21 protein-coding genes and 1 pseudogene are annotated in these 22,451 nt (G+C 54.3%); 11 read left to right on the top strand and 11 right to left on the bottom strand.

Annotated elements, in window-relative coordinates; all coding sequences use genetic code 11:
• Nucleotides 1-2 precede the first annotated feature (2 nt).
• The 6 genes from ACRDCA_RS16545 (at nucleotide 3) to paaY (ending at nucleotide 6,126) form a co-directional block, all read left to right on the top strand.
• Nucleotides 3-1,544 (top strand): 3-hydroxyacyl-CoA dehydrogenase, encoded by a 1,542-nt coding sequence (locus ACRDCA_RS16545; RefSeq protein WP_438690516.1) that lies wholly within the window; start codon nucleotides 3-5, stop codon nucleotides 1,542-1,544.
• Nucleotides 1,544-1,984: a hydroxyphenylacetyl-CoA thioesterase PaaI gene (paaI, locus tag ACRDCA_RS16540; RefSeq protein ID WP_025123344.1), complete on the top strand. Its 441-nt coding sequence runs from the start codon at nucleotides 1,544-1,546 to the stop codon at nucleotides 1,982-1,984. The genes ACRDCA_RS16545 and paaI overlap by 1 nt, the downstream gene beginning before the upstream one ends.
• Nucleotides 1,981-3,186, top strand: coding sequence for a 3-oxoadipyl-CoA thiolase (pcaF, locus tag ACRDCA_RS16535; protein ID WP_438690515.1), 1,206 nt, complete (start codon nucleotides 1,981-1,983; stop codon nucleotides 3,184-3,186). The genes paaI and pcaF overlap by 4 nt, the downstream gene beginning before the upstream one ends.
• Nucleotides 3,187-3,205: 19 nt before the next feature.
• Nucleotides 3,206-4,513 carry a phenylacetate--CoA ligase PaaK gene (paaK, locus tag ACRDCA_RS16530; protein ID WP_438690514.1) on the top strand — a complete coding sequence of 436 codons (1,308 nt, stop codon included), beginning with the start codon at nucleotides 3,206-3,208 and terminating at the stop codon, nucleotides 4,511-4,513.
• A 62-nt stretch (nucleotides 4,514-4,575) separates the two neighbouring features.
• Nucleotides 4,576-5,517 (top strand): phenylacetic acid degradation operon negative regulatory protein PaaX, encoded by a 942-nt coding sequence (gene paaX / locus ACRDCA_RS16525; RefSeq protein WP_438690513.1) that lies wholly within the window; start codon nucleotides 4,576-4,578, stop codon nucleotides 5,515-5,517.
• 12 nt (nucleotides 5,518-5,529) lie between these two features.
• Nucleotides 5,530-6,126, top strand: coding sequence for a phenylacetic acid degradation protein PaaY (gene paaY / locus ACRDCA_RS16520; RefSeq protein ID WP_438690512.1), 597 nt, complete (start codon nucleotides 5,530-5,532; stop codon nucleotides 6,124-6,126).
• A gap of 7 nt (nucleotides 6,127-6,133) precedes the next feature.
• Here paaY and ACRDCA_RS16515 read toward each other — a convergent pair whose 3' ends face one another.
• From ACRDCA_RS16515 to ACRDCA_RS16495, 5 genes are all read right to left on the bottom strand, one after another.
• Complete coding sequence (locus ACRDCA_RS16515) at nucleotides 6,134-7,537, bottom strand: amino acid permease (protein ID WP_438690511.1); 1,404 nt, start codon at nucleotides 7,535-7,537, stop codon at nucleotides 6,134-6,136.
• 15 nt (nucleotides 7,538-7,552) lie between these two features.
• Nucleotides 7,553-8,737: an aromatic amino acid transaminase gene (locus ACRDCA_RS16510; protein WP_438690510.1), complete on the bottom strand. Its 1,185-nt coding sequence runs from the start codon at nucleotides 8,735-8,737 to the stop codon at nucleotides 7,553-7,555.
• A 62-nt stretch (nucleotides 8,738-8,799) separates the two neighbouring features.
• The gene (locus ACRDCA_RS16505) at nucleotides 8,800-9,171 is read right to left on the bottom strand and encodes a RidA family protein (RefSeq protein ID WP_438690509.1); all 372 of its coding nucleotides are present in this window, start codon (nucleotides 9,169-9,171) and stop codon (nucleotides 8,800-8,802) included.
• Nucleotides 9,155-9,970, bottom strand: a complete 816-nt coding sequence (locus tag ACRDCA_RS16500; RefSeq protein WP_438690508.1) for an alpha/beta hydrolase — start codon at nucleotides 9,968-9,970, stop codon at nucleotides 9,155-9,157. Before ACRDCA_RS16500 ends, ACRDCA_RS16505 begins: the two co-directional genes overlap by 17 nt.
• Before the next feature lie 188 nt (nucleotides 9,971-10,158).
• The gene (locus tag ACRDCA_RS16495; RefSeq protein WP_438690507.1) at nucleotides 10,159-11,064 is read right to left on the bottom strand and encodes a LysR family transcriptional regulator; all 906 of its coding nucleotides are present in this window, start codon (nucleotides 11,062-11,064) and stop codon (nucleotides 10,159-10,161) included.
• A 101-nt stretch (nucleotides 11,065-11,165) separates the two neighbouring features.
• On the opposite strand from ACRDCA_RS16495, the gene ACRDCA_RS16490 reads away from it, so the two are divergent.
• The 3 genes and pseudogenes from ACRDCA_RS16490 to ACRDCA_RS16480 all read left to right on the top strand — a co-directional run bounded on the left by ACRDCA_RS16490 (nucleotide 11,166) and on the right by ACRDCA_RS16480 (nucleotide 13,057).
• Nucleotides 11,166-11,792: a glutathione S-transferase gene (locus ACRDCA_RS16490; protein WP_438690506.1), complete on the top strand. Its 627-nt coding sequence runs from the start codon at nucleotides 11,166-11,168 to the stop codon at nucleotides 11,790-11,792.
• A 1-nt stretch (nucleotide 11,793) separates the two neighbouring features.
• A pseudogene (locus tag ACRDCA_RS16485) lies at nucleotides 11,794-12,722 on the top strand (pyridoxamine 5'-phosphate oxidase family protein).
• Between the two features lie 110 nt (nucleotides 12,723-12,832).
• Nucleotides 12,833-13,057, top strand: a complete 225-nt coding sequence (locus tag ACRDCA_RS16480) for a YdcH family protein (protein WP_248944426.1) — start codon at nucleotides 12,833-12,835, stop codon at nucleotides 13,055-13,057.
• 148 nt (nucleotides 13,058-13,205) lie between these two features.
• Here ACRDCA_RS16480 and ACRDCA_RS16475 read toward each other — a convergent pair whose 3' ends face one another.
• From ACRDCA_RS16475 to ACRDCA_RS16465, 3 genes are read right to left on the bottom strand one after another with little or no spacing between them, the layout of a single operon-like run.
• Entirely contained in the window at nucleotides 13,206-13,658 is a 453-nt protein-coding gene (locus ACRDCA_RS16475) for a cyclophilin-like fold protein (protein ID WP_438690505.1), read from the bottom strand.
• 48 nt (nucleotides 13,659-13,706) lie between these two features.
• Complete coding sequence (locus ACRDCA_RS16470) at nucleotides 13,707-14,735, bottom strand: alpha/beta hydrolase (protein ID WP_438690504.1); 1,029 nt, start codon at nucleotides 14,733-14,735, stop codon at nucleotides 13,707-13,709.
• Nucleotides 14,736-14,747: 12 nt separating this feature from the next.
• Nucleotides 14,748-15,941: an MFS transporter gene (locus ACRDCA_RS16465; RefSeq protein ID WP_438690503.1), complete on the bottom strand. Its 1,194-nt coding sequence runs from the start codon at nucleotides 15,939-15,941 to the stop codon at nucleotides 14,748-14,750.
• A gap of 206 nt (nucleotides 15,942-16,147) precedes the next feature.
• On the opposite strand from ACRDCA_RS16465, the gene ACRDCA_RS16460 reads away from it, so the two are divergent.
• Nucleotides 16,148-17,044: a LysR family transcriptional regulator gene (locus ACRDCA_RS16460; RefSeq protein WP_438690502.1), complete on the top strand. Its 897-nt coding sequence runs from the start codon at nucleotides 16,148-16,150 to the stop codon at nucleotides 17,042-17,044.
• Between the two features lie 207 nt (nucleotides 17,045-17,251).
• On the opposite strand, the gene ACRDCA_RS16455 is transcribed toward ACRDCA_RS16460, so the two are convergent.
• The 3 genes from ACRDCA_RS16455 to ACRDCA_RS16445 all read right to left on the bottom strand — a co-directional run bounded on the left by ACRDCA_RS16455 (nucleotide 17,252) and on the right by ACRDCA_RS16445 (nucleotide 20,868).
• Nucleotides 17,252-18,331: an ABC transporter ATP-binding protein gene (locus ACRDCA_RS16455; RefSeq protein WP_438690501.1), complete on the bottom strand. Its 1,080-nt coding sequence runs from the start codon at nucleotides 18,329-18,331 to the stop codon at nucleotides 17,252-17,254.
• Between the two features lie 110 nt (nucleotides 18,332-18,441).
• Nucleotides 18,442-19,812 (bottom strand): phosphomannomutase CpsG, encoded by a 1,371-nt coding sequence (locus ACRDCA_RS16450; RefSeq protein ID WP_438690500.1) that lies wholly within the window; start codon nucleotides 19,810-19,812, stop codon nucleotides 18,442-18,444.
• Nucleotides 19,813-19,827: 15 nt separating this feature from the next.
• Entirely contained in the window at nucleotides 19,828-20,868 is a 1,041-nt protein-coding gene (locus ACRDCA_RS16445; protein ID WP_438690499.1) for a LacI family DNA-binding transcriptional regulator, read from the bottom strand.
• 272 nt (nucleotides 20,869-21,140) lie between these two features.
• Between ACRDCA_RS16445 and ACRDCA_RS16440 the strand changes: the two genes are divergently transcribed.
• Nucleotides 21,141-22,427, top strand: a complete 1,287-nt coding sequence (locus ACRDCA_RS16440; protein ID WP_438690498.1) for an ABC transporter substrate-binding protein — start codon at nucleotides 21,141-21,143, stop codon at nucleotides 22,425-22,427.
• Nucleotides 22,428-22,451 lie beyond the last annotated feature (24 nt).

Raw genomic sequence — 22,451 nt, 5'->3', positions numbered from 1 at the left:
CCATGAGAGAAAAGATGGCGGTGAATGCTTCAACCCCCTCCGCAACGGTCGCCGTGATTGGTGCCGGAACCATGGGGATCGGCATTGCCCAGTTGGCCGCGGCGGCAGGACATCGGGTCAAACTGTTCGATATCGCCCTGCCCGCCGCCTCCCGTGCGTTTGAGCAACTCGGGCAACGGCTGCGTAAACGGGTCGAGGCAGGTAAAGCCGATGCCCACAGCACCGAAGTCCTGCTGGGCAATATTCAGTTGACCGACTCGTTGGGCGATCTGGCCGACAGCAATCTGGTGATTGAGGCGGTGGCGGAGAAGTTGGCAATCAAACAGAGCCTGTTTCGCGATCTGGAGGCGATCTGCTCGCCAGAGGCGCTGTTTGCCAGCAATACCTCATCACTCTCGATTACCGCCATCGCCAGCGCGTTACAGCATCCGCAACGCATGGCTGGCCTGCACTTTTTCAACCCGGCTCCGTTGATGAAGCTGGTAGAGATCGTCGGCGGGCTGGAAACCAGCCCGGAAACGCTGAGCAGCCTGCAAACCTTGGCTCAACACTGGGGTAAGCACAGCGTCGTCTGCCGTTCGACTCCGGGCTTTATCGTCAACCGCGTGGCCCGGCCTTTCTATGCCGAAACCCTGCGCGCCCTGGAAGAACAGATTGCCGACCCCGCGACCCTGGACAGCGTGCTGCGTGACGCCGGTGGTTTTGCCATGGGACCGCTGCAACTGACCGACCTGATTGGCCACGACGTCAACTATGCCGTCACCGAATCGGTCTATCACGCCTTCTATCAGGACAGCCGCTTTACCCCTTCGCTGGTGCAGCAGGAACTGGTGGCTGCCGGGCATTTGGGCCGCAAAAGTGGCCGCGGTTTCTACCGTTATGGCAGTGAACAGGCGGCACCACAGCCAACCTTTGCTACCGCAGCAGTGGTTGAATTACCGAAGTCCGTTGCGCTGCACGGCGATTGGTCGGCCATCGGTGAGTTTGCACAGTTGCTGGCAGGAAATGCGGAGACGATCAAACATTCTGGCCAGACCAGTGCGTTAGCCCGGATCGACGAAGTTACATTTATGTTAACAAATGGTAAAACAGCAAGCCAAGTCGCCGAAGAAATCGGATCGCCCGTGGTACTGTTCGACCTGTCCGTCAACTATCAGCACGCCCCCGTTATCGCCATCAGCAGCGCCGAGCAGAACACGCTGCCACAAACGGCCAAAGTCATCCGCCTGCTGCAATCGCTGGGTAAACAGGTGATCCAGTTGCCGGATTACCCAGGTCTGCTGGTGATGCGCACCGTCGCCATGCTGGCTAATGAAGCCCTAGACGTGGTGAATAAAGGCGTGGCCAACGCCGCCGACACCGACGACGCCATGCGCTTTGGCGTCAACTACCCGCAAGGGCCGCTGGCCTGGGGCAGCAAGCTCGGCTGGCAACAGATCCTCACCACGCTGGAAAATCTTCAGCGCTATTACGCAGAACCCCGCTATCGCCCCATGCCGCTACTGCGCCGTTATGCCGCCAACTATTCAGGAGCCAAATGCTGATGAATGCCAATACTCCGCGCGCGCTGGCCCAGCGCTGCGCCGACCAGATGTTTAGCCAGGATACCTGCGCACAGGCGATGGAGATGCACATCGATGCCGTGGATGCCGGTATGGCCAAAGTCAGCATGACCGTCGGCCCGCAGATGCTCAATGGCCACCAGACCTGTCACGGCGGCCAACTGTTCAGCCTGGCGGATACCGCTTTTGCTTACGCTTGCAACAGTCAGGGGCTGGCAGCGGTCGCTTCCGGCTGCACCATCGATTTTATCCGCCCAGCGTTGGCTGGCGATCGTCTCACCGCCTGCGCAGAAGTGCGCCATCAGGGTAAAACCACCGGGCTTTATGACGTCGAGATCGTTAACCAACTGGGGAAAACCGTCGCCTGGTTCCGTGGCCGCGCCCATCGGTTGGGCCACAGCATTGTAGGAGAGCAACCATGAATCAGGCGTTTATCTGCGATGGCGTGCGTACACCGATTGGCCGTTACGGCGGCGCATTGGCCAACGTGCGGGCCGACGATCTGGCCGCCCTGCCGCTGCGCGCCCTGTTGGAACGCCACCCTAACGTGGACTGGTCACGGGTGGATGACGTGATCCTGGGCTGCGCCAATCAGGCCGGGGAAGACAACCGCAATCTGGCCCGTATGGCGGCGTTGCTGGCCGGGCTGCCGCAAAACGTTTCTGGCACCACCATCAACCGGCTATGCGGTTCGGGGTTGGATGCGTTGGCCATGGCGGCCCGCAGCATCAAGGCCGGTGAGGCCAGCCTGGTATTGGCCGGAGGGGCAGAGTCGATGACCCGCGCCCCGATGGTGATGGGCAAGGCCGACAGCGCCTTCAGCCGTCAGGCACAGCTGTTTGATACCACCATCGGCTGGCGCTTTGTGAACCCGCTGATGCACGAGGCTTTCGGCACCGACTCAATGCCGGAAACCGCCGAAAACGTCGCGGCACAGTTTGGCATCAGCCGTGCCGATCAGGATGCCTTTGCCCTGCGCAGCCAGCAGCGTACCGCCCTGGCCCAACAGCGGGGGATTTTGGCACAGGAAATTATCCCGGTGAGCCTCAGCGGCAAGAAAGGGGTGGTCACGCAATTCAGCGAAGACGAACATCCGCGCGCAGAAACCACGCTGGAACAGCTACAGAAACTGAAAACGCCGTTCCGCCAGCCGGGCTGCGTCACCGCAGGCAATGCTTCCGGCGTCAATGATGGTGCGGCGGCACTCATTGTCGCTTCCGAAGCCATGGCTTTGCAGCAAGGCTTGACGCCACGGGCACGCATTGTCGCCACCGCCACCTGCGGCGTAGAACCCAGATTGATGGGGATCGGTCCGCTGCCCGCGACCCGCAAGGTTCTGGAGATCGCCGGATTAAGCCTGGCGCAGATGGACGTCATAGAACTTAACGAAGCATTCGCCGCACAGGCATTGGCGGTATTGCGCCAGCTTGGTCTGCCGGATGATGCCGAACAGGTCAATCCCAACGGAGGTGCCATCGCACTTGGCCACCCATTGGGCATGAGCGGTGCGCGCCTGGCGCTGGCCGCCCTGTTTGAGCTGGAACGACGCGCTGGCCGCTACGCACTGTGCACCATGTGCATCGGCGTCGGTCAGGGCATTGCCATGATTATTGAGCGTGTCTAACCCCTGCGAGGCTAAAAAGATGACTACAAATCCACGGCCAATCGACGCGATTGAATTTGCTTCACGCGACGAAATCGAAGCATTACAACTGGAACGCCTGCAATGGACCCTGCACCATGCCTACAACAACGTCCCGATGTATCAACGCAAGTTCGATCAGGCCGGTGTTCACCCGAGCGACCTCAAACAGCTGAGCGATCTGGCACTGTTCCCCTACACCACCAAGCAGGATCTGCGTGACAACTACCCGTTCGACACCTTCGCCGTGCCGATGGAACAGGTAGTGCGCATTCATGCATCGTCTGGCACCACTGGCCGCCCGACGGTGGTGGGTTACACCCAGCGGGATATCGATAACTGGGCCGATATTGTTGCCCGCTGCCTGCGCTCTGCCGGGGCAACGGCCAAAGATAAGATCCATGTCGCTTACGGTTACGGCCTGTTTACCGGCGGGCTGGGAGCGCACTATGGCGCAGAACGGCTGGGGGCAACGGTGATCCCCATGTCTGGCGGCCAGACGGAGAAGCAGGTGCAACTGATCCTGGACTTCAAACCCGACGTGATCATGGTGACGCCGTCGTACTGCCTGACGCTGATCGACGAACTGGAGCGTAAAATGGGGGGCGATGCACGTAACTGCTCTCTGCGCTTGGGCGTGTTCGGTGCCGAACCCTGGTCAGAATCCCTGCGTCATGAGATCGAGTCACGCATGGGCATCAAGGCGCTGGATATTTACGGCCTTTCCGAGGTGATGGGGCCGGGCGTGGCGATGGAGTGTGTCGAAAGCGGCGGCGGCCCGACCATCTGGGAAGACCACTTCCTGCCGGAGATCATCAACCCGGAAACCGGTGGTATACAGACCGACGGCGCGCACGGCGAACTGGTGTTCACCACGCTGACCAAAGAAGCGCTACCGGTGATCCGCTATCGTACCCGCGATCTCACCCACCTGATGCCAGGGGATGCCCGCAACATGCGCCGGATGGGCAAAATCACCGGCCGCTCCGACGATATGCTGATCATTCGCGGCGTCAACGTGTTCCCATCACAGGTTGAAGAACAGATTATGCAGTTCGAACATCTGTCGCCGCATTATCAATTACAGGTGAGCCGTGCCGGGCATCTGGATACGCTGGCCGTGCGCGTGGAGCTGAAAGAGTCAGCGCTGACGCTTAATCACCAGCAACGTTGCGATATCTGCCACCAACTGCGCCACCACATCAAATCGATTGTGGGGGTCAGCACCGATGTCAGCATTGCCAACTGTGGCGATATTCCCCGCTCGGAAGGCAAGGCCCAGCGGGTGATCGATCTGCGGCCGCGGTGAGGGCAGCCCATCGTCGAATATGCTAATGTCGTGTCTCAGTAAAGGCTAACCCATGGAAAAATATGGAACATAAACTGGACAACTTTATTAGCCATGCGCTCAGTGCCCAACCGATCAGCGGCACCTCGCTGATCATCTCACTTTACGGCGATGCGCTGAGCCATCGCGGCGGAGAGATCTGGTTAGGCAGCTTGAGCGCACTGCTGGAAGCGCTGGGCTTCGGCGATCGTTTTGTGCGGACCTCGGTGTTTCGTTTGCAGAAAGAAGGTTGGCTGGACGTAGAAAAGATTGGTCGGCGCAGCTATTACCGCGTTACCGAACAGGGCATGCGCCAGTTTCGCCACGCCGAGTCCAAAATCTACCTCAGCGAGCAACCGCAATGGGATGGCAAGTGGGAGCTGCTGCTGTTGGAGAGTGCGGAAAAAACCGAGCGGGCACGGCTGAAAAAAGAGTTGGGCTGGTTGGGCTTTGGCCAGATCGCCAACAACCTGATGGCTGCCCCCACCCATGCACAAACCGACGTCACCGCCCTGCTTGGTGAACTCAATGCCAGCGAGCAGGTGATCTACTTCCGGGCCGACTATCCCTACAACCGTTCCGAACAGGCGCTGCGGCAAATGGTCGCCAGCTGCTGGTCGTTGAGCGAAGTGGCCGGCTACTATCATGAGTTCATTGTCTCCTTCCGCCCGCTGATGACCTTGCTGCGCGAAGCCGACGAGCAGGACCTGACGCCCCTGCGCTGCTTTCAGATTAAGCTATTATTAATCCACTTTTTCCGCCGCGTGGTGCTGAAAGATCCCCTGCTGCCGGATGCACTGTTACCCGCGCAGTGGGAAGGCCAAATAGCCCGCAACCTGTGCATCAACATCTATCAGCGGGTGGATCGCGCCGCGACGGAGTATGTCAGCGCATTGGCAGAAACCACCATCGGCAGCTTACCTGCACCCAGTGCCGGTTATTATCGCCGCTTTGGTGGGTTGCCGCGCGATCCCACTACATTTTAAGGAGTTTGCCCTATGCCCGTGTATCAGATTGACGGTTTGACGCCGGTGGTCGATCCCAGCAGCTTTGTTCACCCCACCGCGGTACTGATTGGTGACGTGATTATCGGCAAAGGAGTCTATATCGGGCCCAATGCCAGCCTGCGCGGCGACTTTGGGCGCATTGTGGTCGAAGACGGTGCCAACGTGCAGGATAACTGCGTGATGCACGGCTTCCCGCTACAGGACACCGTGGTTGAACAGGATGGGCATATCGGCCACAGCGCCATTCTGCACGGTTGCCGCGTGCGCCGGAACGCGATGATCGGGATGAATGCCGTCATCATGGACGGAGCGGTCATTGGCGAAAACACCATCGTCGGCGCGGGCGCCTTCGTCAAGGCCGCTGCGGAGATTGCCGCCAACCAACTGGTGATTGGCAGCCCTGCTCGGGTGATCCGCGAACTGACCGAGCAGGAGTTAGCCTGGAAGCGCACCGGCACGCTTCAGTATCAGGAGCTGGTCTTACGCTGCAAAAACAGCCTGCACGAAGTAGCCCCGTTAACCGCGCCGGAACCGGGCCGCCAACGCCCGAACTTTGGCGACCACATCATCCCCAAAAGCCAGCTTTAGTTGTGAGTTACTCCACGCCCTGCACCGGTGCCTTCGCAGCAACCGGTGCCAAACTCCGACGGCTGTAGAAATAGATGGCCACCAGCAACGCGGTGAAAGGAATGCCAAACCACAGCGTCATTCTAAAGAAGTCCGTGAACAGCGTGGTTATCATCAATCCGGCCATCAGCAGCGCCCCCGCCAAGGTAAAGTATGGATAACCCCACATGCGGAACTTGAGATGCGTCTGCGCATGCTGGCGGCGGAAGAACAGGTGCGTTACAAAGATCATCAGCCAGGTAAAGCAGGCACCGTACACCGAGATCGACATCATCACGGCGAAGGATTTCTCCGGGGCGGCAATGCTCAGCACGATCGAGACAATAATCCCCACGCAGGAAATTGCCAACGCGTTGACCGGAATACCCCGTTTGCTAAGCTGCCCCAACGCTGCCGGAGCCTGCCCGGCGCGTGACAGTGAAAACATCATGCGGGTGGTGATATACAGTTGGCTGTTCATGGCAGACAGTGCGGCAATCAATACCACAAAGTTAAAGATCCCGGCGGCGGCAGGTAGATGGATCACGTTCATCGCGACCAGGAACGGACTTTCACCGGTGCCGGACTGGCGCCACGGTACGATGGCCAGCATCAGGGCTATCGACATCATATAGAAGATAAACAGCCGCAAAATGGTGCCTTTAAACGCGCTTTTCACCGCAACCACCGGATTTTTGGCCTCCCCGGCGGCGACTGCGATCATCTCAATACTCAGATAGCTGAATATCGACACGATCACCGCAAACCACATGCCTTTGATTCCAAACGGGAAGAAGCCACCGTTGTCGGTGAAATTACGCATGCCGAAGGTCGGGTTGGCGGAAAACGCCAGAATGCCGATGCCGATCAGGATAAACGCCGAAATGGCCACCACCTTGACGGTGGAGAGCGCGTACTCAACCTGGCCAAAAGACTTCACCCCGATCACGTTAACGACGATCACCGCAGCCGAGAACAACAGCACCCATGGCCAGATCGGCGTGCCAGGGAACCAGAACTGCATATACATGCCGATGGCGGTCACCTCGGTCCCCACCGCCAGCACCACGCAAGACCAATAGGAATAACGCACCAGAAAGCCGAACAGCGGGCTGAGGTAGAACTCGGCATAGTCACCAAACGACCCTGGGGTTGGGTGTTCGGAGGTCATTTCTGCCAGACAGCCCATCAGCAGTAGCGCAATCACCCCGCCGATAAAATAGCTCAGCAGTACGCTTGGCCCGGCCATCTGGATCGCGTAAGCGCTGCCCAGAAACAGACCGGTGCCAATAGCCCCACCGATCGCCAGCATCGACATCTGCCCGGCGGTCAGGTGCTTTTTCAGCCCATCCTGCCGCTGGGCGATAGCGTCAAAACGTTTCGCATCTTTCATGGTTGCTCACCTTTTCTATGCGGTACGGGTAACGTCAAGGATGGCGGCGGTCACATAATCCAGATTCTGCTGGTTGAGGCCGGGCAGACACATCCTACCGGGGGCCACCAGATAAATGGAATATTGCTGCCGCAGTTGGCCGAGCTGAAGTTCATTCAGCCCGGTGTAGCTGAACATGCCTTTTTGATCGCGGATGCGGGTGTAATCCAGCGTGGTGTTGCCTTGTTCCAGGCCAGCCGCCAGGCTAACGCGCATCTGTTTGATTCGTTGACGCATGGTGGCCAACTCACTGGACCACATTTGATACAGTTGTGGGTCAGCCAACAGGGTTTCCACAATCTGGCTGCCGTGGGTCGGCGGGCAGGAATAGCTGCGGCGGATCAGCGTCTTCAGTGCACCTTTGACGTTCGCCGCCAATGCAGCCGTGCCGCAGCATACCGATAGCCCGCCTAACCGCTGGCCATACAGCGCTACGTTTTTGGAGAATGAGTTGCTCACCAGGAAATCCATCTCGGTTTTCAACATCGCCCGCAGCGCGAAGCAGTCCTCATCCAGCCCATCGCCAAAGCCTTGGTAGGCGATATCAAAGAAAGGCAACAACCGACGTCGTTGTACCACCTCGATCACCGCCTGCCATTGCTTCTGGCTCAGATCGGTGCCGGTAGGGTTATGACAGCAAGGATGCAGCAACACCACCGCCCCTTCCGGCAAGGCGGAGAGCGTATCGAGCATGGCAGCAAAACGCAGTTCACCCGACACATCGTCAAAATACGGGTAGGTATTGACCCGCAACCCTGCGCCTTCGAATATCGCCCAGTGATTGGCCCAGGTAGGATCGGAGACCCAGATTTCGCGGCGATCCAGATAATGATAAATAAAGTCGGCCCCGAGCTTTAATGCGCCAGAGCCACCTACGCTTTGCACCGTGGCAATACGATCCGCAGGTTCACCAAACAGCAGCGTCTGGATCTGGCGGGCAAACGGAGCAGAGCCTTCGATTGGCGGGTAAGTATGTGGCCGCTGTTGTTCCAGCAACCGCTGTTCGGCAATATGCACGGCCTGCATCAACGGGATATTCCCCTGGTGATCGTAATACAGGCCAATTCCCAGGTTAACCTTTTGCGGATTAGCATCCTGCATATAGGCTTCCATCAGTGACATTATTGGGTCGGGCGTTGAAGGGCTGATATTTTTGAACATAGATTATCCTTAACTCATTATTCAATGAATTGGCAGGTGAACATTATTTTTCTGATAACGGATTAAGCGGTAGCGCTAACAGTAATTTCTATTTTCATACCAGGCACCACCAATTTATCAACAATGACCGTTGAGCGATTGGGATACGGATAATTAAAATAACGTTGGTAGATTTGATCCAGCAGTCTGACATCATTCACATCGGTAAGATAAACAATCACCTGTAATACATTATCGCTATGGCTATTGGCGGCCTTGAGCGTGGTAGCCAAATTATCAAACGTCAGGGTGATCTGTTTTTCCGGCTCGCCGGTTTCAATAGTTCCATCCTGCCTTACAGGGCCATGAGCGGTAAATAACATGCCGCCGCCCTTGGTCGCCCAGGAAAAGGGCTGGCCGATCTCCGGTAGGCCGGTATCAATGACTGTGCGCATCAGGTCTCTCTCCATCGGTAAGCAGGTAGCGGTGCAAAGCGCCATCGGCAGCAAATACCGCATCCAGTACGCTGTAATGATTGGCTCCGGGGAGCGCATCGCAGCTAACCGGCAGCCCCTGCGCCCGCAATGTGGAATAGTAATAAAGTGATTGATTCATTAGCTCCGGCAGCTCTGCCGCACCGTAAAACAACACCATGGGTTTCAACGATAACGGTATATTGCGCGCCGGGCTCAAGGCCGCTATCTGTTGGGGAGTCAGTTTTAGCTGCTGATTGACGTAGCTTCCCAGCAGCGGTTGCAACTCAAAGATACCGCTGATGGGAAACACCGCCCGCACCAGCGGATGCTGCTGCCAAAGCGCCGCCAGATGCCCGCCGGCAGAATGCCCGGCTAGATAAACCGGCTTATCACCATTCGTTTCCAGCCGCCGCTCAATAGCATCCAGAGCCACACCAATTTGCCGGCAAATATCGGCCAGGTTAGCTTCCGGAGCCAGAGTGTATTCCACCAGCACCACATCAAAACCTGCTGCCAAGGGTGCACTGGCTATAAAAGCAAAATCCTGTTTATCACAAAATTGCCAATAACCGCCGTGAATAAAGATGATAGTGCCTTGATATTTTTTAGCTGAATAAAACCAGTCAAAAACTTCACGCGGTGAATTACCATAGGCGATATTCAACTCATGGCGTTGCTGTTGGTAAACTCGCTGACTACGGGATTGAAATGATAGCAGGATCGCATTTTCATCCTCCACCGTGGTTGCGTTATCGTAACTGCCCACCAGAAGTTTCATATATTAAACTTTGTTTATTATTTAAGATGTGAGTTAACTATTAGCAACATGTTAAAATATTGTCAAGATAGCTGATGCAGCAATGCGTGATCGGCGATATAAATTTAATTTTCCGGCCAATTAGTTTCACAGGTAAAACTATTAGCGCACGTTTAACGTCTCACCCATGAAACCCAGATTAAATTCTGTCAATTATGCCCGGGTTGTATTTGCGCTATCTGGCTCAGTTGCTGATAGGCGAAGTCCCAGAAGGTACGCACTTTCAGCGGCATGTATTGCACGTTATTCGTGACCAGTTGCACCGGTATTGGCTGGGGCTCATAGGCGGCCAACAGCCGTACCAGCGTGCCATTGGTCAGATCGTCCGCCACCTGATAAGACAGTAGCCGGGCAACCCCCTTGCCTGCCCGCACCGCCAACAGTTGGGTTTCCACCTCATTTAGCATCAAACGCGGCGTTAAGCGCACCCTCTCACCGTTTTCGCCAGGGCCGAAACGCCATTCACCGGATGACGGACGCAGAGTACCGACAATAGTGTCATGCTCGCTCAACTGCGCCGGTTCCAGCGGTTCCCCACGCTGCGCCAGATAGGCCGGACTAGCCACGGTGAGGCGAGTCACCTCTCCGAGCTTGCGCGCCACCTTGGAGGAATCCTGTAAATGGCCGATACGCACCGCCAGGTCCAGCCCTTCATCGATCAGCTCCAGATTGCGGTCATTTAACTGCATGTCGATCTGGATTTGCGGGTAGCGTTCGAGAAAGGCCATCACCATCGGCGCTACGTGCTTACGCCCGAACTGTACCGGCGAGGTGATGCGCAGCAGGCCGCTCAGTTGTGCCTCGGCGGTATCCATCACGGCTTCCTGATAGTCATGCAACAGCGCTCGGGCACGTGCGGCTAGCCGCAACCCAGCCTCCGTGGGTGCCAGACGCCGGGTAGTGCGTTCCACCAGCCGCGCGCCAAACCGCTGCTCCAACGAAGCGATAGCCCGGGTCACCGCCGGAGCGGAACGGCGTAGTTTGCGGGCCGCACCGGCCAAGCTGCCCTGCTGGATCACCGCCACAAAAATCGCCAATTCATCTAAACGATCCATAGATTATTCCGCCAAGTGAAATTATCAATTGCCATCTTCCCGGATACCCATCACCTGACGCAAGAGTATTCTAATCAACAACACGATAAAGGAGAGTCACCATGCAAACCTTGAAACTGTACGCCACACCGGCCTCTGGCCATTGCCACCGCGTCGAGCTGCTGCTGCGGATGCTCAATCTACCTTACGAGTATTGTGAAGCCCCGGCCACGGTGCGCCGTAGCGAGGCATTCCTGCGGCTTAATCCTGTGGGCCAGATCCCCGTATTGCTGGCCGATGAGCTGGTATTGATCGATAGCAACGCCATCATGGTGTATCTGGTTAAGCGTTATGCGCCTGACAGCCACTGGCTACCGGAAGATCCGTTGGCGGCGGCTCAGGTGCAGGTCTGGCTTTCTAAAGCCGCCGGAGAGGTGCGCTATGGCCCTGCGTCCTGCCGGATGGTGGTGCAATTCTCTGCGCCAGAGAACTACCCGTACGCACAAAGCATCAGCGCACGCTTTTTACCTCAGTTAGAGCAACATTTGGCAGAGCGCGAATTTTTAGCGACCGCGTTACCAACGATTGCCGATCTAGCTTGCTACAGCTACGTCGCGGTCGCTCCCGAAGGTGGGCTTTCCCTCAAATCCTTCCCGGCTATCCGGCGTTGGGTAGATCGTATCGCCGCCCTGCCCGGGTTCTTCCCGATGCCTGCGTTACCTCTGCCAGACATGGCTGAAGGGCAATAAGATGCTCTCCCCCCTGTTTCACCCCGATGAGCAACTGGCGCAGGATCTAGCCGGTTTTGATGCGGTGAGCGGTAACATCTACACCGCCATGCCCGATCAGCACCGTGAGTTCTTTGCTCATCTGCCCTACCTGTTTGTCGCCACCCTGGATGAGCGGCAATGGCCGGTTGCCACGTTATTCAGCGGCCCCGCCGGTTTTTTACGCTCGCCCGATGACACCCATTTGCGGATCAGCACGCCACGCCGCGCAGACGATCCGGCTCAGGCGGCGCTCTATCCCGGCCAGCCCGTCGGCGCATTGGGGTTAGATTTCAGCAACCGCAGGCGCAACCGGGTTAACGCACCATTAGCCGCACGGATAAAAACCGCGTGGAAATTGCGGTGCAGCAGAGCTTTGGCAACTGCCCGCAGTACATTCAACGCCGGGAGCTGTTCGCCGAGCCGAATGTTGCCGAGCCGATCGCACACCTGAACGGTTTAGATGAACAGGCCCGCCAGTTGATCCAGCAGGCGGATACCTGTTTTGTGGCCAGCTATGCCCACGGCGATTTGGCGCAAGGCGGCGTGGATATCTCGCATCGCGGCGGTAAACCGGGGTTCATCCATCTGGCGGGCGAAACCCTGTGGATACCGGACTTTCGTGGCAATCGCTATATGAACACCTTGGGTAACCTGCTGGCACAGCCACGGGCGGCGCTGCTGTTTATCGATTTTGCACTCGGGGACATTTTGCATTTGCAGGGGGAAACACAGATTTTATGGCAGGCAGAAAGCGGCGATGTCGCCGGTGCCGAGCGCTACTGGCGGTTTGATATCACCAATGCGTGGCGGTTTCGGCAGGCTTTGGGTTGGCGTGGCCGCAACGTTGAGTTTTCGCCGGCAACGTTACGCACGGGGATCTGGCCAAATCACGCTGAAGACCAGGTTTAACAGCAGCTGCGATTTTTGCTAGCTAGCGCCATTTTAAAATAATCTGCGCTGGGTTACAGTGAAAGTGGAGAAGCCCTCCAGTGTCCAGTTTGACTCAAAGGAGCTTGAGTATGTTTCCAGAATACCGTGAGTTAATTTCGCACCTGAAATCAAGCCATCCCCGCTTCCAGTCATTGTTTGAGAAACACAACCAACTCGACCACCAAATCTCCCGTTTAGAGGGGCCAGCAGGCAATGGCTACTCTGACGAGGTGGTTCGCTTGAAAAAAGAGAAGCTACATATCAAGGATGAAATCCACAAAATACTAAAGGCAGAGGAAGCCGCCGCCAAGTAGCGCCCGCCGATCCCCGCTCATGGCGGGGATCACCGTCTACAGCAAAGAAATTATCGCTTAACCCATTCAGAATTGAATTTTTTTGACCGTGAGCATCTGCTGATGACTATCGAAAAGCCAGATGATGCAGTCTTGCTGACGATAGGCTTTATTCAGCCTTTTTCATTGTAAAGCTTACCTTAATATCCGAGTGACCTACGGCATCTTGCAGCGTATCAGGCGCAACGACTTTGCCGATTGGCGTGTAACTATAAGATGTCTGAAATGTCTCGTAGAAAAGCACAAGGGTTTTGCAGCCATATAGCATGAGGTCACCTCTATGCAGGGTGCCTGGACTAATGTGATGGGCAATTAAAGAATCGGATAAATCAGCAAATTTCTCATTCCCGTTCAGTTCCTGCATCGTCAGAGTTAATGGGAGTTGCTGAATCAATGCCTTCACTACCGGATTATCCTCAAGCTCAATGTCGTAGCTCCGCTGCCCTATAGTCATCTCGATTATCATCAGATCCTCTTTACCTGGCCAGGTATCGCCATCAGCATGAACGGGAAACACACAATAAAACAGCTGAAATAATGATAAGAATATGGATTTTTTCAACCTGTCTCTTCCTAAGTTCCCGCCCCTGTAGAGGGGCGGCTTTTGCTGTTATTTCAGATTGATTTTGAAAAATGATGTCAGCTTTTCAAAGGGGATCAGGTCAGTGCGATCGTACAGATCAACATGACCTGCGCCGGGCACAACATACATCTCCTTCGATTGACCAGCACGTTTATAGGCATCCTCGCTGAATTCTTTCGAATGTGCCTGGTCACCTGTAATAAACAACATTGGCCGTGGTGAAATGGTTTCGATATCATTGAACGGATAGAAGTTCATAAACTTGCCGATGCTGCTTAACAAAGGCTTAGTGGTCAATTCTTCTTTCTCGCCCTGAGGCGTATAGCCTGCTCGCGCAGTACGGTAAAAATCAAAGAATTCACGCTGAATGGCCGGGGTTGACTCATCCAGCTTGTTCACTGTCCCCGGGATATACGCCTTCTCTGCGCCTTTAAATTCTGCAAATCGCTGTTCAATGGCGGACTGAATAACGGCCTTACGCTGTTCCGGCGTCTGGGAATGATTCAGGCCATTGCGGAAAGCCGATCCCATGTCGTACATGCTGACGGTGGCAATCGCTTTCATTCGTGGATCAATTTTTGCCGCGCTGATAACAAAACTGCCGCTGCCACAGATGCCCAGTACACCGATTTTCTCGGGGTCAACATATGGCTGTGTGCTGAGGTAATCAACCGCCGAGCTGAAATCATCAGAATAAATTTCCGGTGAAACCAGATGTCCTGGCTTGCCTTCACTTTCCCCCCAAAAAGAGAGATCAATCGCCAGCGTCACAAAACCCTGCTCTGCCAGTTTTTGTGCATACAGATTCGAGCTTTGCTCTTTTACCGCGCCCATTGGGTGTCCGACGATAATCGCCGGATTTTTGGCATTTTGATCCAGCGTTTTCGGGATAAACAAGTTGCCCACAACGTTCATCTGGTACTGATTCTTAAAGGTTACTTTTTGTTGGTTAACCTCATCGCTTTTATAGAAGTTATCCGCGCCTTTTGACATATCCGCCGCTGTTGCGGCCAATGAGCTGATTAACAGCCCCAACGCCAACGTCATATTTTTCATGAAATTCCTCCTCTAGTGTGCATGGTGTGTTTTACGTGATGTCAGCATGGTCAGCCCAGCAGCGACAATCAGTAGTCCGCCGCTCAGAGCAAAAGTGCTCTGCCAGCCAATGTGGTCAAACGCCAGGCCACCGAGCGTGGAGCCGAGCGCAATGGAAAGCTGGATCACTGCCACCATCAGTCCACCACCTGCCTCGGCATCTTCAGGCAGCGTGCGCGCAATCCAGGTCCACCATCCGGTTGGCGCGGCCGTCGCCATCAGTCCCCAGAAGCCCAGCAGTGACGCAACCAGCCAGACGTGATTGCCCCTCAGGATTAACGCAACCGCGATGGTTGCCATCAGTAAAGAGATGGCAGTCAGCGTGAAATAAAGCCCTTTCTTTAACACGGAGCCGATCGCTAGCGTGCCAATAAACCCCGCCACGCCGATAGTGAGCAAAATCAGGGATAAAGTACGGATATCTACCCGAGTGACGGTTTCAAGAAATGGCCGTACATAGGTGAACAGAGAGAACTGGCCCATGAAGAACAGCCCGCAGGCAAGGAGCCCAACGGCAACAGCGGGACGTAAGAGCAGACGAGCAGCAGAATCGCCGGAACGTGCATGTTGTTCGACTGCCATTGTGGGCAGGCTGAAGCATTGCCAGATGAAGGCCACTATCGCGATCGGGACCAGAAAGAAGAAAGCGCCACGCCAGCCAATCACTGAGCCAAGATAGCTGCCAAGCGGTGCCGCCACGACGGTTGCGAGGGCATTTCCAGCGTTGAAAATCGCTAATGCGCGAGGTACCAGGCGCTGTGGCACCAGACGAAGCGCTGTCGCGGCAGACATCGACCAGAACCCACCGATCGCAATACCAATCAGGGCACGACCCAGCATATAAATCAGGTAACTGGAAGCCAGGGCAACAATCGTTGCCGATAAAGCCATTAGCGCCGTCATGCCCAGCAGCAAATATTTGCGATTCAGGTTCCCGGCTAGAGTGGAAAGAGACAGGCTGGTTAACACAGCCAGTACCCCTGAAATGGCAATCCCCTGTCCGGCCAGTCCTTCGCTCACCTCTAAATCAACGGCAATAGGTGTCAGAAGGCTGACTGGCATAAATTCTGAGGCAATGAGTACAAAAACGCACAACGTCATCGCGAACACACCGCTCCAATACGTTTGCTCTTTGTGATGTGTGGTGTCACGGGTGAATGTGAACATTAACGGCTACCTCTGAATATCGACTCGGCTACATTCAGGCAAGCCGGGGTCGGACGCTATTCGCGGGAATAACCGCAAAAGCGCATGAATATATATGCAGTTGATGATTATTTGTTGGTGGAATTTTTACACGACAGGTGTAGTCTGACTAGCTAATGAATACTTAATGGGCTTATAAGCCAGGCTTATTAATTAGGACCTACCTGATGAAACGCAACCTGAATGATCTTCTCTATTTCGTCACTGTCGCCCGCGCAGGGAGTTTTACCCGTGCGGCTGCACATCTTGGTGTCACGCAACCTGCTCTGAGCCAGGCAATTTCTGCGCTGGAAGACCGCCTGCAAATTCGACTCCTGACCCGCACCACGCGCAGCGTGTCACCCACAGCAGCAGGAGAGAGGTTGTTGTTATCCATCGGCAACCGGATTGATGAGATTGAAACTGAACTGGATATGCTCACAGAGCTACGAGACAAACCCGCCGGTACAGTCCGAATCACCTGTGGGCCGAACGTATTACGCACGACATTGTTACCCAAACTGACACCACTTATGCGGGAATACCCTGATATTCACATCGAGTTCGACGCCAACCACGGTTTCCGCGACATTGTTGCCGACCGTTTCGACGCTGGAGTGCGCCTGGGCGACACTATTGATAAAGACATGATTGCCATACCCATTGGCCCGCAACTGCGTATGGCGGCCGTAGCATCACCGGATTATTTCTCACGTTTTTCCGTTCCGCAAACACCGCATGAACTGACGCAACACAGCTGTATAAATCAAAGAATGGTCAAATCGGGGGGGCTGTACGTCTGGGATTTTGATCAAGACGGGGGTGACCTGAACGTGAGGGTGAACGGACAGGTAACGTTCAATACTTCAGAACACATTGTTTATGCCGCTCTGGAGGGATTAGGTATCGCCTTTTTACCCGAAGAGGAGTTTGGTGAGCATATTGAGAAAGGTCGATTAATTCGTGTACTTGAAGCATGGTGTAAACCTTTTCCTGGGTACTATTTGTATTACCCCAGCCGTAAACAAGTTTCTCCTGCATTTTCTTTGGTATTAGATGCTCTACGTGCTCATCGTAAGCGTTAACATATAGACAGGCAAAATTAGTACATCATCCGAGGTATGCCCATCTTTCAATTTAAAACACCCCCAGCTTAACCAACAAAAACTCAAAATAGAGAATGCCACCTGCCGCTCCCCGCGATTTTCGGAGGTCACGGTTAATTTAGCGACGCTGAAAACATGAGAGGACGATATCTGGATAAAGTCCTCCCCTCTGCGTGAAAGTGTTACCTAACCACCACAACGTATCGCCTGACCCTGCTCATCAAACACCAGAATATTATCGCAGCTGGCACCGATGCTTACCTCTTCACCCGGGGCGAGTTTCAGTTGGTAAGGCACCTTCATTTGTAACGTGCCGTATTGCGCAGAGCCAAGCAATACCACCGTAGAGTCGCCATGCATTTCAGTGAGCTCGTTTCTCACCTGCAAGCACAGCTCGGCACTGTCGGTTAAGGAAAGATGCTCAGGGCGGATGCCTAACGTCAAGGTCGTGCCTGCGGCCAGGTCCGCATTCGCCAGATGCGAAATAAACACGCTTTGCCCATTTATATTCACTCGCCCTTGCTGTTCATAGGCGACTGCAAACAGGTTTATTTTCGGCGCGCCAATAAAACCGGCGACAAACGTATTGGCCGGATGGTTATAGACCTCTTCCGGCGTTCCTACCTGCTCTATTCTGCCCTGATTCAAAATGACGATCCGGTCTGCCAGCGTCATGGCTTCTGTTTGATCATGGGTCACATAGACGGTGGTTTTACCGAGATCCTTATGCAGTTTACCGATTTCCTGCCGCATCTGGATACGTAACGCCGCATCCAGGTTAGAAAGCGGCTCATCAAACAAAAATACGTTCGCACAGCTGACGATGGATCGCCCTATTGCGACACGCTGACGCTGGCCACCGGACAAGTGCTGGGGCAAACGTTCCAGATAATTATCCAACTGTAAGATAGCCGCGGCATTGGCGATCCGAGCGGCGATTTCCGGCTTCGGCGTCTTGATGTTTTTCAAGCCAAACGCCAGATTTTCCCGCACGGTCATATGTGGATACAGCGCATAAGACTGAAACACCATCGCTACGCCGCGTTCTCCGGCATTCATATGGGTCACGTCCTGGTTACCGATCCTGATTTCACCGCCGCTCACCTCTTCAAGGCCCGCAATCATTCTTAACAGCGTGGACTTGCCACAGCCCGAAGGCCCAACCAGCACGATAAATTCCTTGGAGGCAACGTCAAGGTTAACCTGATTAATGGTTTTGATATTGCCATAATACTTTTCGAGATTAGTAAGAGAAACGCTAGCCATTATCTGCTCCAACTTTGTGCTGTCATCTATTCAACCCTTCGGCATTTAATTACGGCGAAGATTTACGTCAACAAGCAAAATAATCATTCACTTCACCGCGGCGGCCTTACTTAGGGATTCCATTGAATAAGTTCGGTCAACTGTGCGACTTTTTGTTCCAGCAATCGAGGGTCACCGCGAGTTTCAATATTTAATCGTAACAAGGGTTCAGTATTTGAGCCGCGCAAGTTAAAGCGCCAGTGCTCAAACGCCATGCTCAGGCCGTCGATTGCCGTGGTTTGCAGCACGCTATCGGCATAAAACTGCTTGATCTGCTCGATGCTGGCGTTCGGATCCTCAACGGTAAAGTTAAGTTCGCCCGATACCGGGAACCGCGCCTTGCTGGACTCAATCAAGGCTGACAGCGAGGTCGCTTTGCGCGACAGCAATTCGATGATCAGCAGCCAAGGGATCATTCCGCTGTCGCAGTAGCCAAAATCGCGGAAATAGTGGTGCGCGCTCATTTCACCGCCATAAACGGCATCATGTTGGCGCATGGTGTCTTTAATAAAAGCATGGCCCGTTTTGGCCTCGATCGCCGTACCGCCAAGCGCCTGCACAATCGCCTGGGTGTTCCATAACAAGCGCGGATCGTGGATGATTTTCCCGCTATTGTCGGCGCGCAAAAACGTTTCCGCCAGTAAACCGACGAGGTAATATCCTTCAACAAAGTTACCCAGATGATCGAAGAAAAAGCAGCGATCAAAATCCCCATCCCAGGCGATGCCCAAATCCGCCTGATGTTCAAGCACCGCCTGACGGGTGATGCCCTGATTCTCAGGCAGCATGGGGTTTGGAATACCGTTAGGGAAAGTGCTATCTGGCTGATGGTTGATTTTAATCAGACGGACTGGCACCTGACGCTGTATCAATGCCGCCTCAAGCGCATCCAGGGTGGGGCCTGCAGCGCCGTTTCCTGCGTTGACCACAATGTTCATCGGCGTTAATGCGCCAAGATCAATATAGCTCAGCAAGTGCGCAATATAATGTTCACGGATAGAACGAACGGCAAGCTGCCCCTGAATGGCTGACGGCGTAAACTGATTCAGCTCGGCCAAGCGCTGGATGTCATACAGCCCGTTATCACCGCTGACCGGCCGCGAATCCTGCTTAACCAGCTTCATGCCATTATAATCAATCGGGTTATGGCTGGCGGTGACCTGAATGCCCCCGTCAACGCCATAAAAGCGGGTGGCGAAGTAAACCTCCTCGGTGCCCACCATGCCGATATCTAGCACATCGGCCCCGCCGTTCATCAGCCCTGCTGCCAGCGCTGTTTTCAGTGCGGCGCTGGTCGCGCGGGCATCGCCGCCTACCACCACGGTTTTTGGCTTTAGCCACTGGCAGTAGGCGCGGCCAATCCGCCAGGCTATCTCTTCATTTAACTCCGAACCCAACTTACCCCGAATATCGTAGGCTTTGAAACAGGTTAACTTTTCCATTTCCTTTCCATATGGTTATGCCGAATCACGAACAATCAGTTCAAAATCCAGAAAGATATCCTCGGTCAACTGGCCCGCTATCAACGCTCTGGCGGCATGATGCCCTTTGGCAACAATGGGTTGGCGGATGGTGGTCAGTGCAATCGGGGGATCCTGAATATCAATATCATCAAACCCGGTGATCGCCATCTGGCTGGGAACCGGGATTTTATGGCTTTGGCAGTAGTGATAAACGCCGAAGGCAAAACGATCGGACAGGCAGATGATGGCCGAAATGCCCGGCTCCTGTGCCAGCAGCACTTTGGCAGCCTCTTCTCCCCCCGCTTCGTCATGATGCTGCTCCGCAACGTGGCTGGTCGTTAAATCAATACCGGCTGCGGACAATGCCTTGATACAAGCGCTAACGCGCCCAAATGCCACGCCGTTGTCAAATTCATCAGAGAATTCGGCCAACGATGACAGTACGCCAGCCTCCTTTTTCACCGGGAAGGCGACAATGCCAAATTTTTTATGCCCAGCCGCCAGCAGATGCTCGCAGATTGCCCGCATGGCGGCAGCATCATCAATAGAGACACAGGTGAAGTCCTGCAATTTGATATCGGTAGTCACCACCGGCAACCCGCTGGTTAATGCGGCCTGGACAATTTCATCATTGCTATAGGTCGCATTTAAAATATAACCATCGACGACCGCACTCATCATGCGTTTTTTAAATTCGTTATTCACCTTAAGCGGCATCAACGCGATATTGATGCCGTGTTTCTCACATTCTTCGGCTATCCCACGCATCAGCGCAATATCGTGACGATCGGAAAAAACATAGCTCAGATTGTCGTTAAAAATCACCCCTAGCGTTCCACTTTTGCCCGTGCGCAAGAATCGTCCTGCTCCTGTGGGGCCGTGGTAATTAATGGATTCGGCGTAGGCTAAAATTTTCTCACGCAGTTCTGGCGAGACTTTTTCCGGGTGATTAAACACATTGGAGACGGTGGTATGCGTAACGTTTAACGCCTCGGCAATGGTTTTTAGGGTTTCGCGTTTTTTACCAGTGGTCATGTTAAAAGCTCCGGGAAGTTAAATGTACCAAGTTGCCCCTACTATATCCCAATCTGCCTTAAGCCATGATCGGTTCTCACCACCACGAAGCGTATACTACTCCAGTTTTAACGTTAAAATTGCAACCTACGTCACCATTTTAACGTTAAAATAAAAATAATGAGATGTGAGAGCACTCACAGAATCCCGGCATCTTCGCTGCTATTTTAACGTTAAAAATTGGCCTGACCGCCTTTCTTCCTACTGATGAATCGTTCATAGGTAATAAATTCATGCGAAAAAAAATCAATAACACCCTGCTCTCTCTGGCTATCGCAGCCAGTTGCATAGCGTTTACGGGCTGTGATGACAACTCGGCCACAGCTAACAATGAAAAACAGGAAATAACCCTGTGGATCGCCCCAAACAACGTCCAGGAGGCATTTTGGAGCGAAGTGGTGGGTGAATGGAATCAACAAAGCGATAAAAAGAAAGTGGTATTTTCCACCATCCCGGCAGCCGGCAGCTCAGAAGAAGCCATCATGAACGCCATTGCCTCTGACCGTGCACCGGATATATCAGAGAATATTTTTACCGGCTTCGGTACGCAATTGGCTGATTTGGGCCAGATCGTCGATCTCTCTGCGCTTGAGGGCTATGAAGCATTAATTGAGACCCGCCAGATGGGCGATATCATGAAGAACTGGGGCTATAACGGCAAAAATTACATTCTGCCGATTTACATGAATCCGGTGCTTTTCTGGTGGCGTGGCGATCTATTACAGGAACAGGGTTTCAGCGGTATTCCGCAAACCTATGACGAGGTGTATGCCCTCAGTGAAAAATACACCATCGAGAACCAGCGTTACGCGGTGCAAGCCACGTCTGGCCGTAACTGGTGGGACCGCTGGTTTGATTTTATCGCGCTCTACTATGCCCAGAGCGGCGGTAAGCCCTATATCGCCGACCAGCAAGCCACCTATGACAACCAGGCTGGCCGCGACGTCATCGGCTTTTTAAACACGCTGTTTGAAAAGAAATGGACCGTCTACGATTTTGGCCAGGATGATCCTCTGGTGACCGGCAAGGTGATGGGCGCAGTACGTGGCCCTTGGGACATCAGCCGCTATCAGCAGCAGTATCCGGAAATCCTCAAGCAGATCAAAATTGGCCCGATGCTGGTGAAAAATCAGCAGGCGATGCCACATACCTTCGCCGATGGTAAAGGACTGGTGCTATTCAGTCATTCCAAGGTGCAACCCGAAGCCTGGGAGTTCATCCAATGGGTGTTCAGCCAGCCGAAATTCGATAAGCGCTGGGTAGAGCTGACTGGCATGCCACCAGCCAGAGCCGATTTACTGACTAACCCGCTGTTTACGCAATATTACCAGGATCACCCTTACGCCGCGGTCTATGCCAAATATGTCAACGTCGCCGTGCCGCCAGCGTCCAGCGGCGAAACGGTGGAAATTCAGCGCAGCATGACGCAAATGCTGGAGAAGACCGCATTTAAAACCGTCACGCCGGATCAGGCACTGCAACAATCCGCGCAGGAAGTGAATGCTCTGTTAAAACCCTGATCACCATAACTTATTGATTTCTCA

The sequence above is a fragment of the Serratia sp. (in: enterobacteria) genome (assembly GCF_051654945.1).
In the GTDB taxonomy this organism is placed as follows: Bacteria; Pseudomonadota; Gammaproteobacteria; order Enterobacterales; family Enterobacteriaceae; genus Chania.
This window is presented reverse-complemented; position numbering and strand designations above follow the sequence as displayed.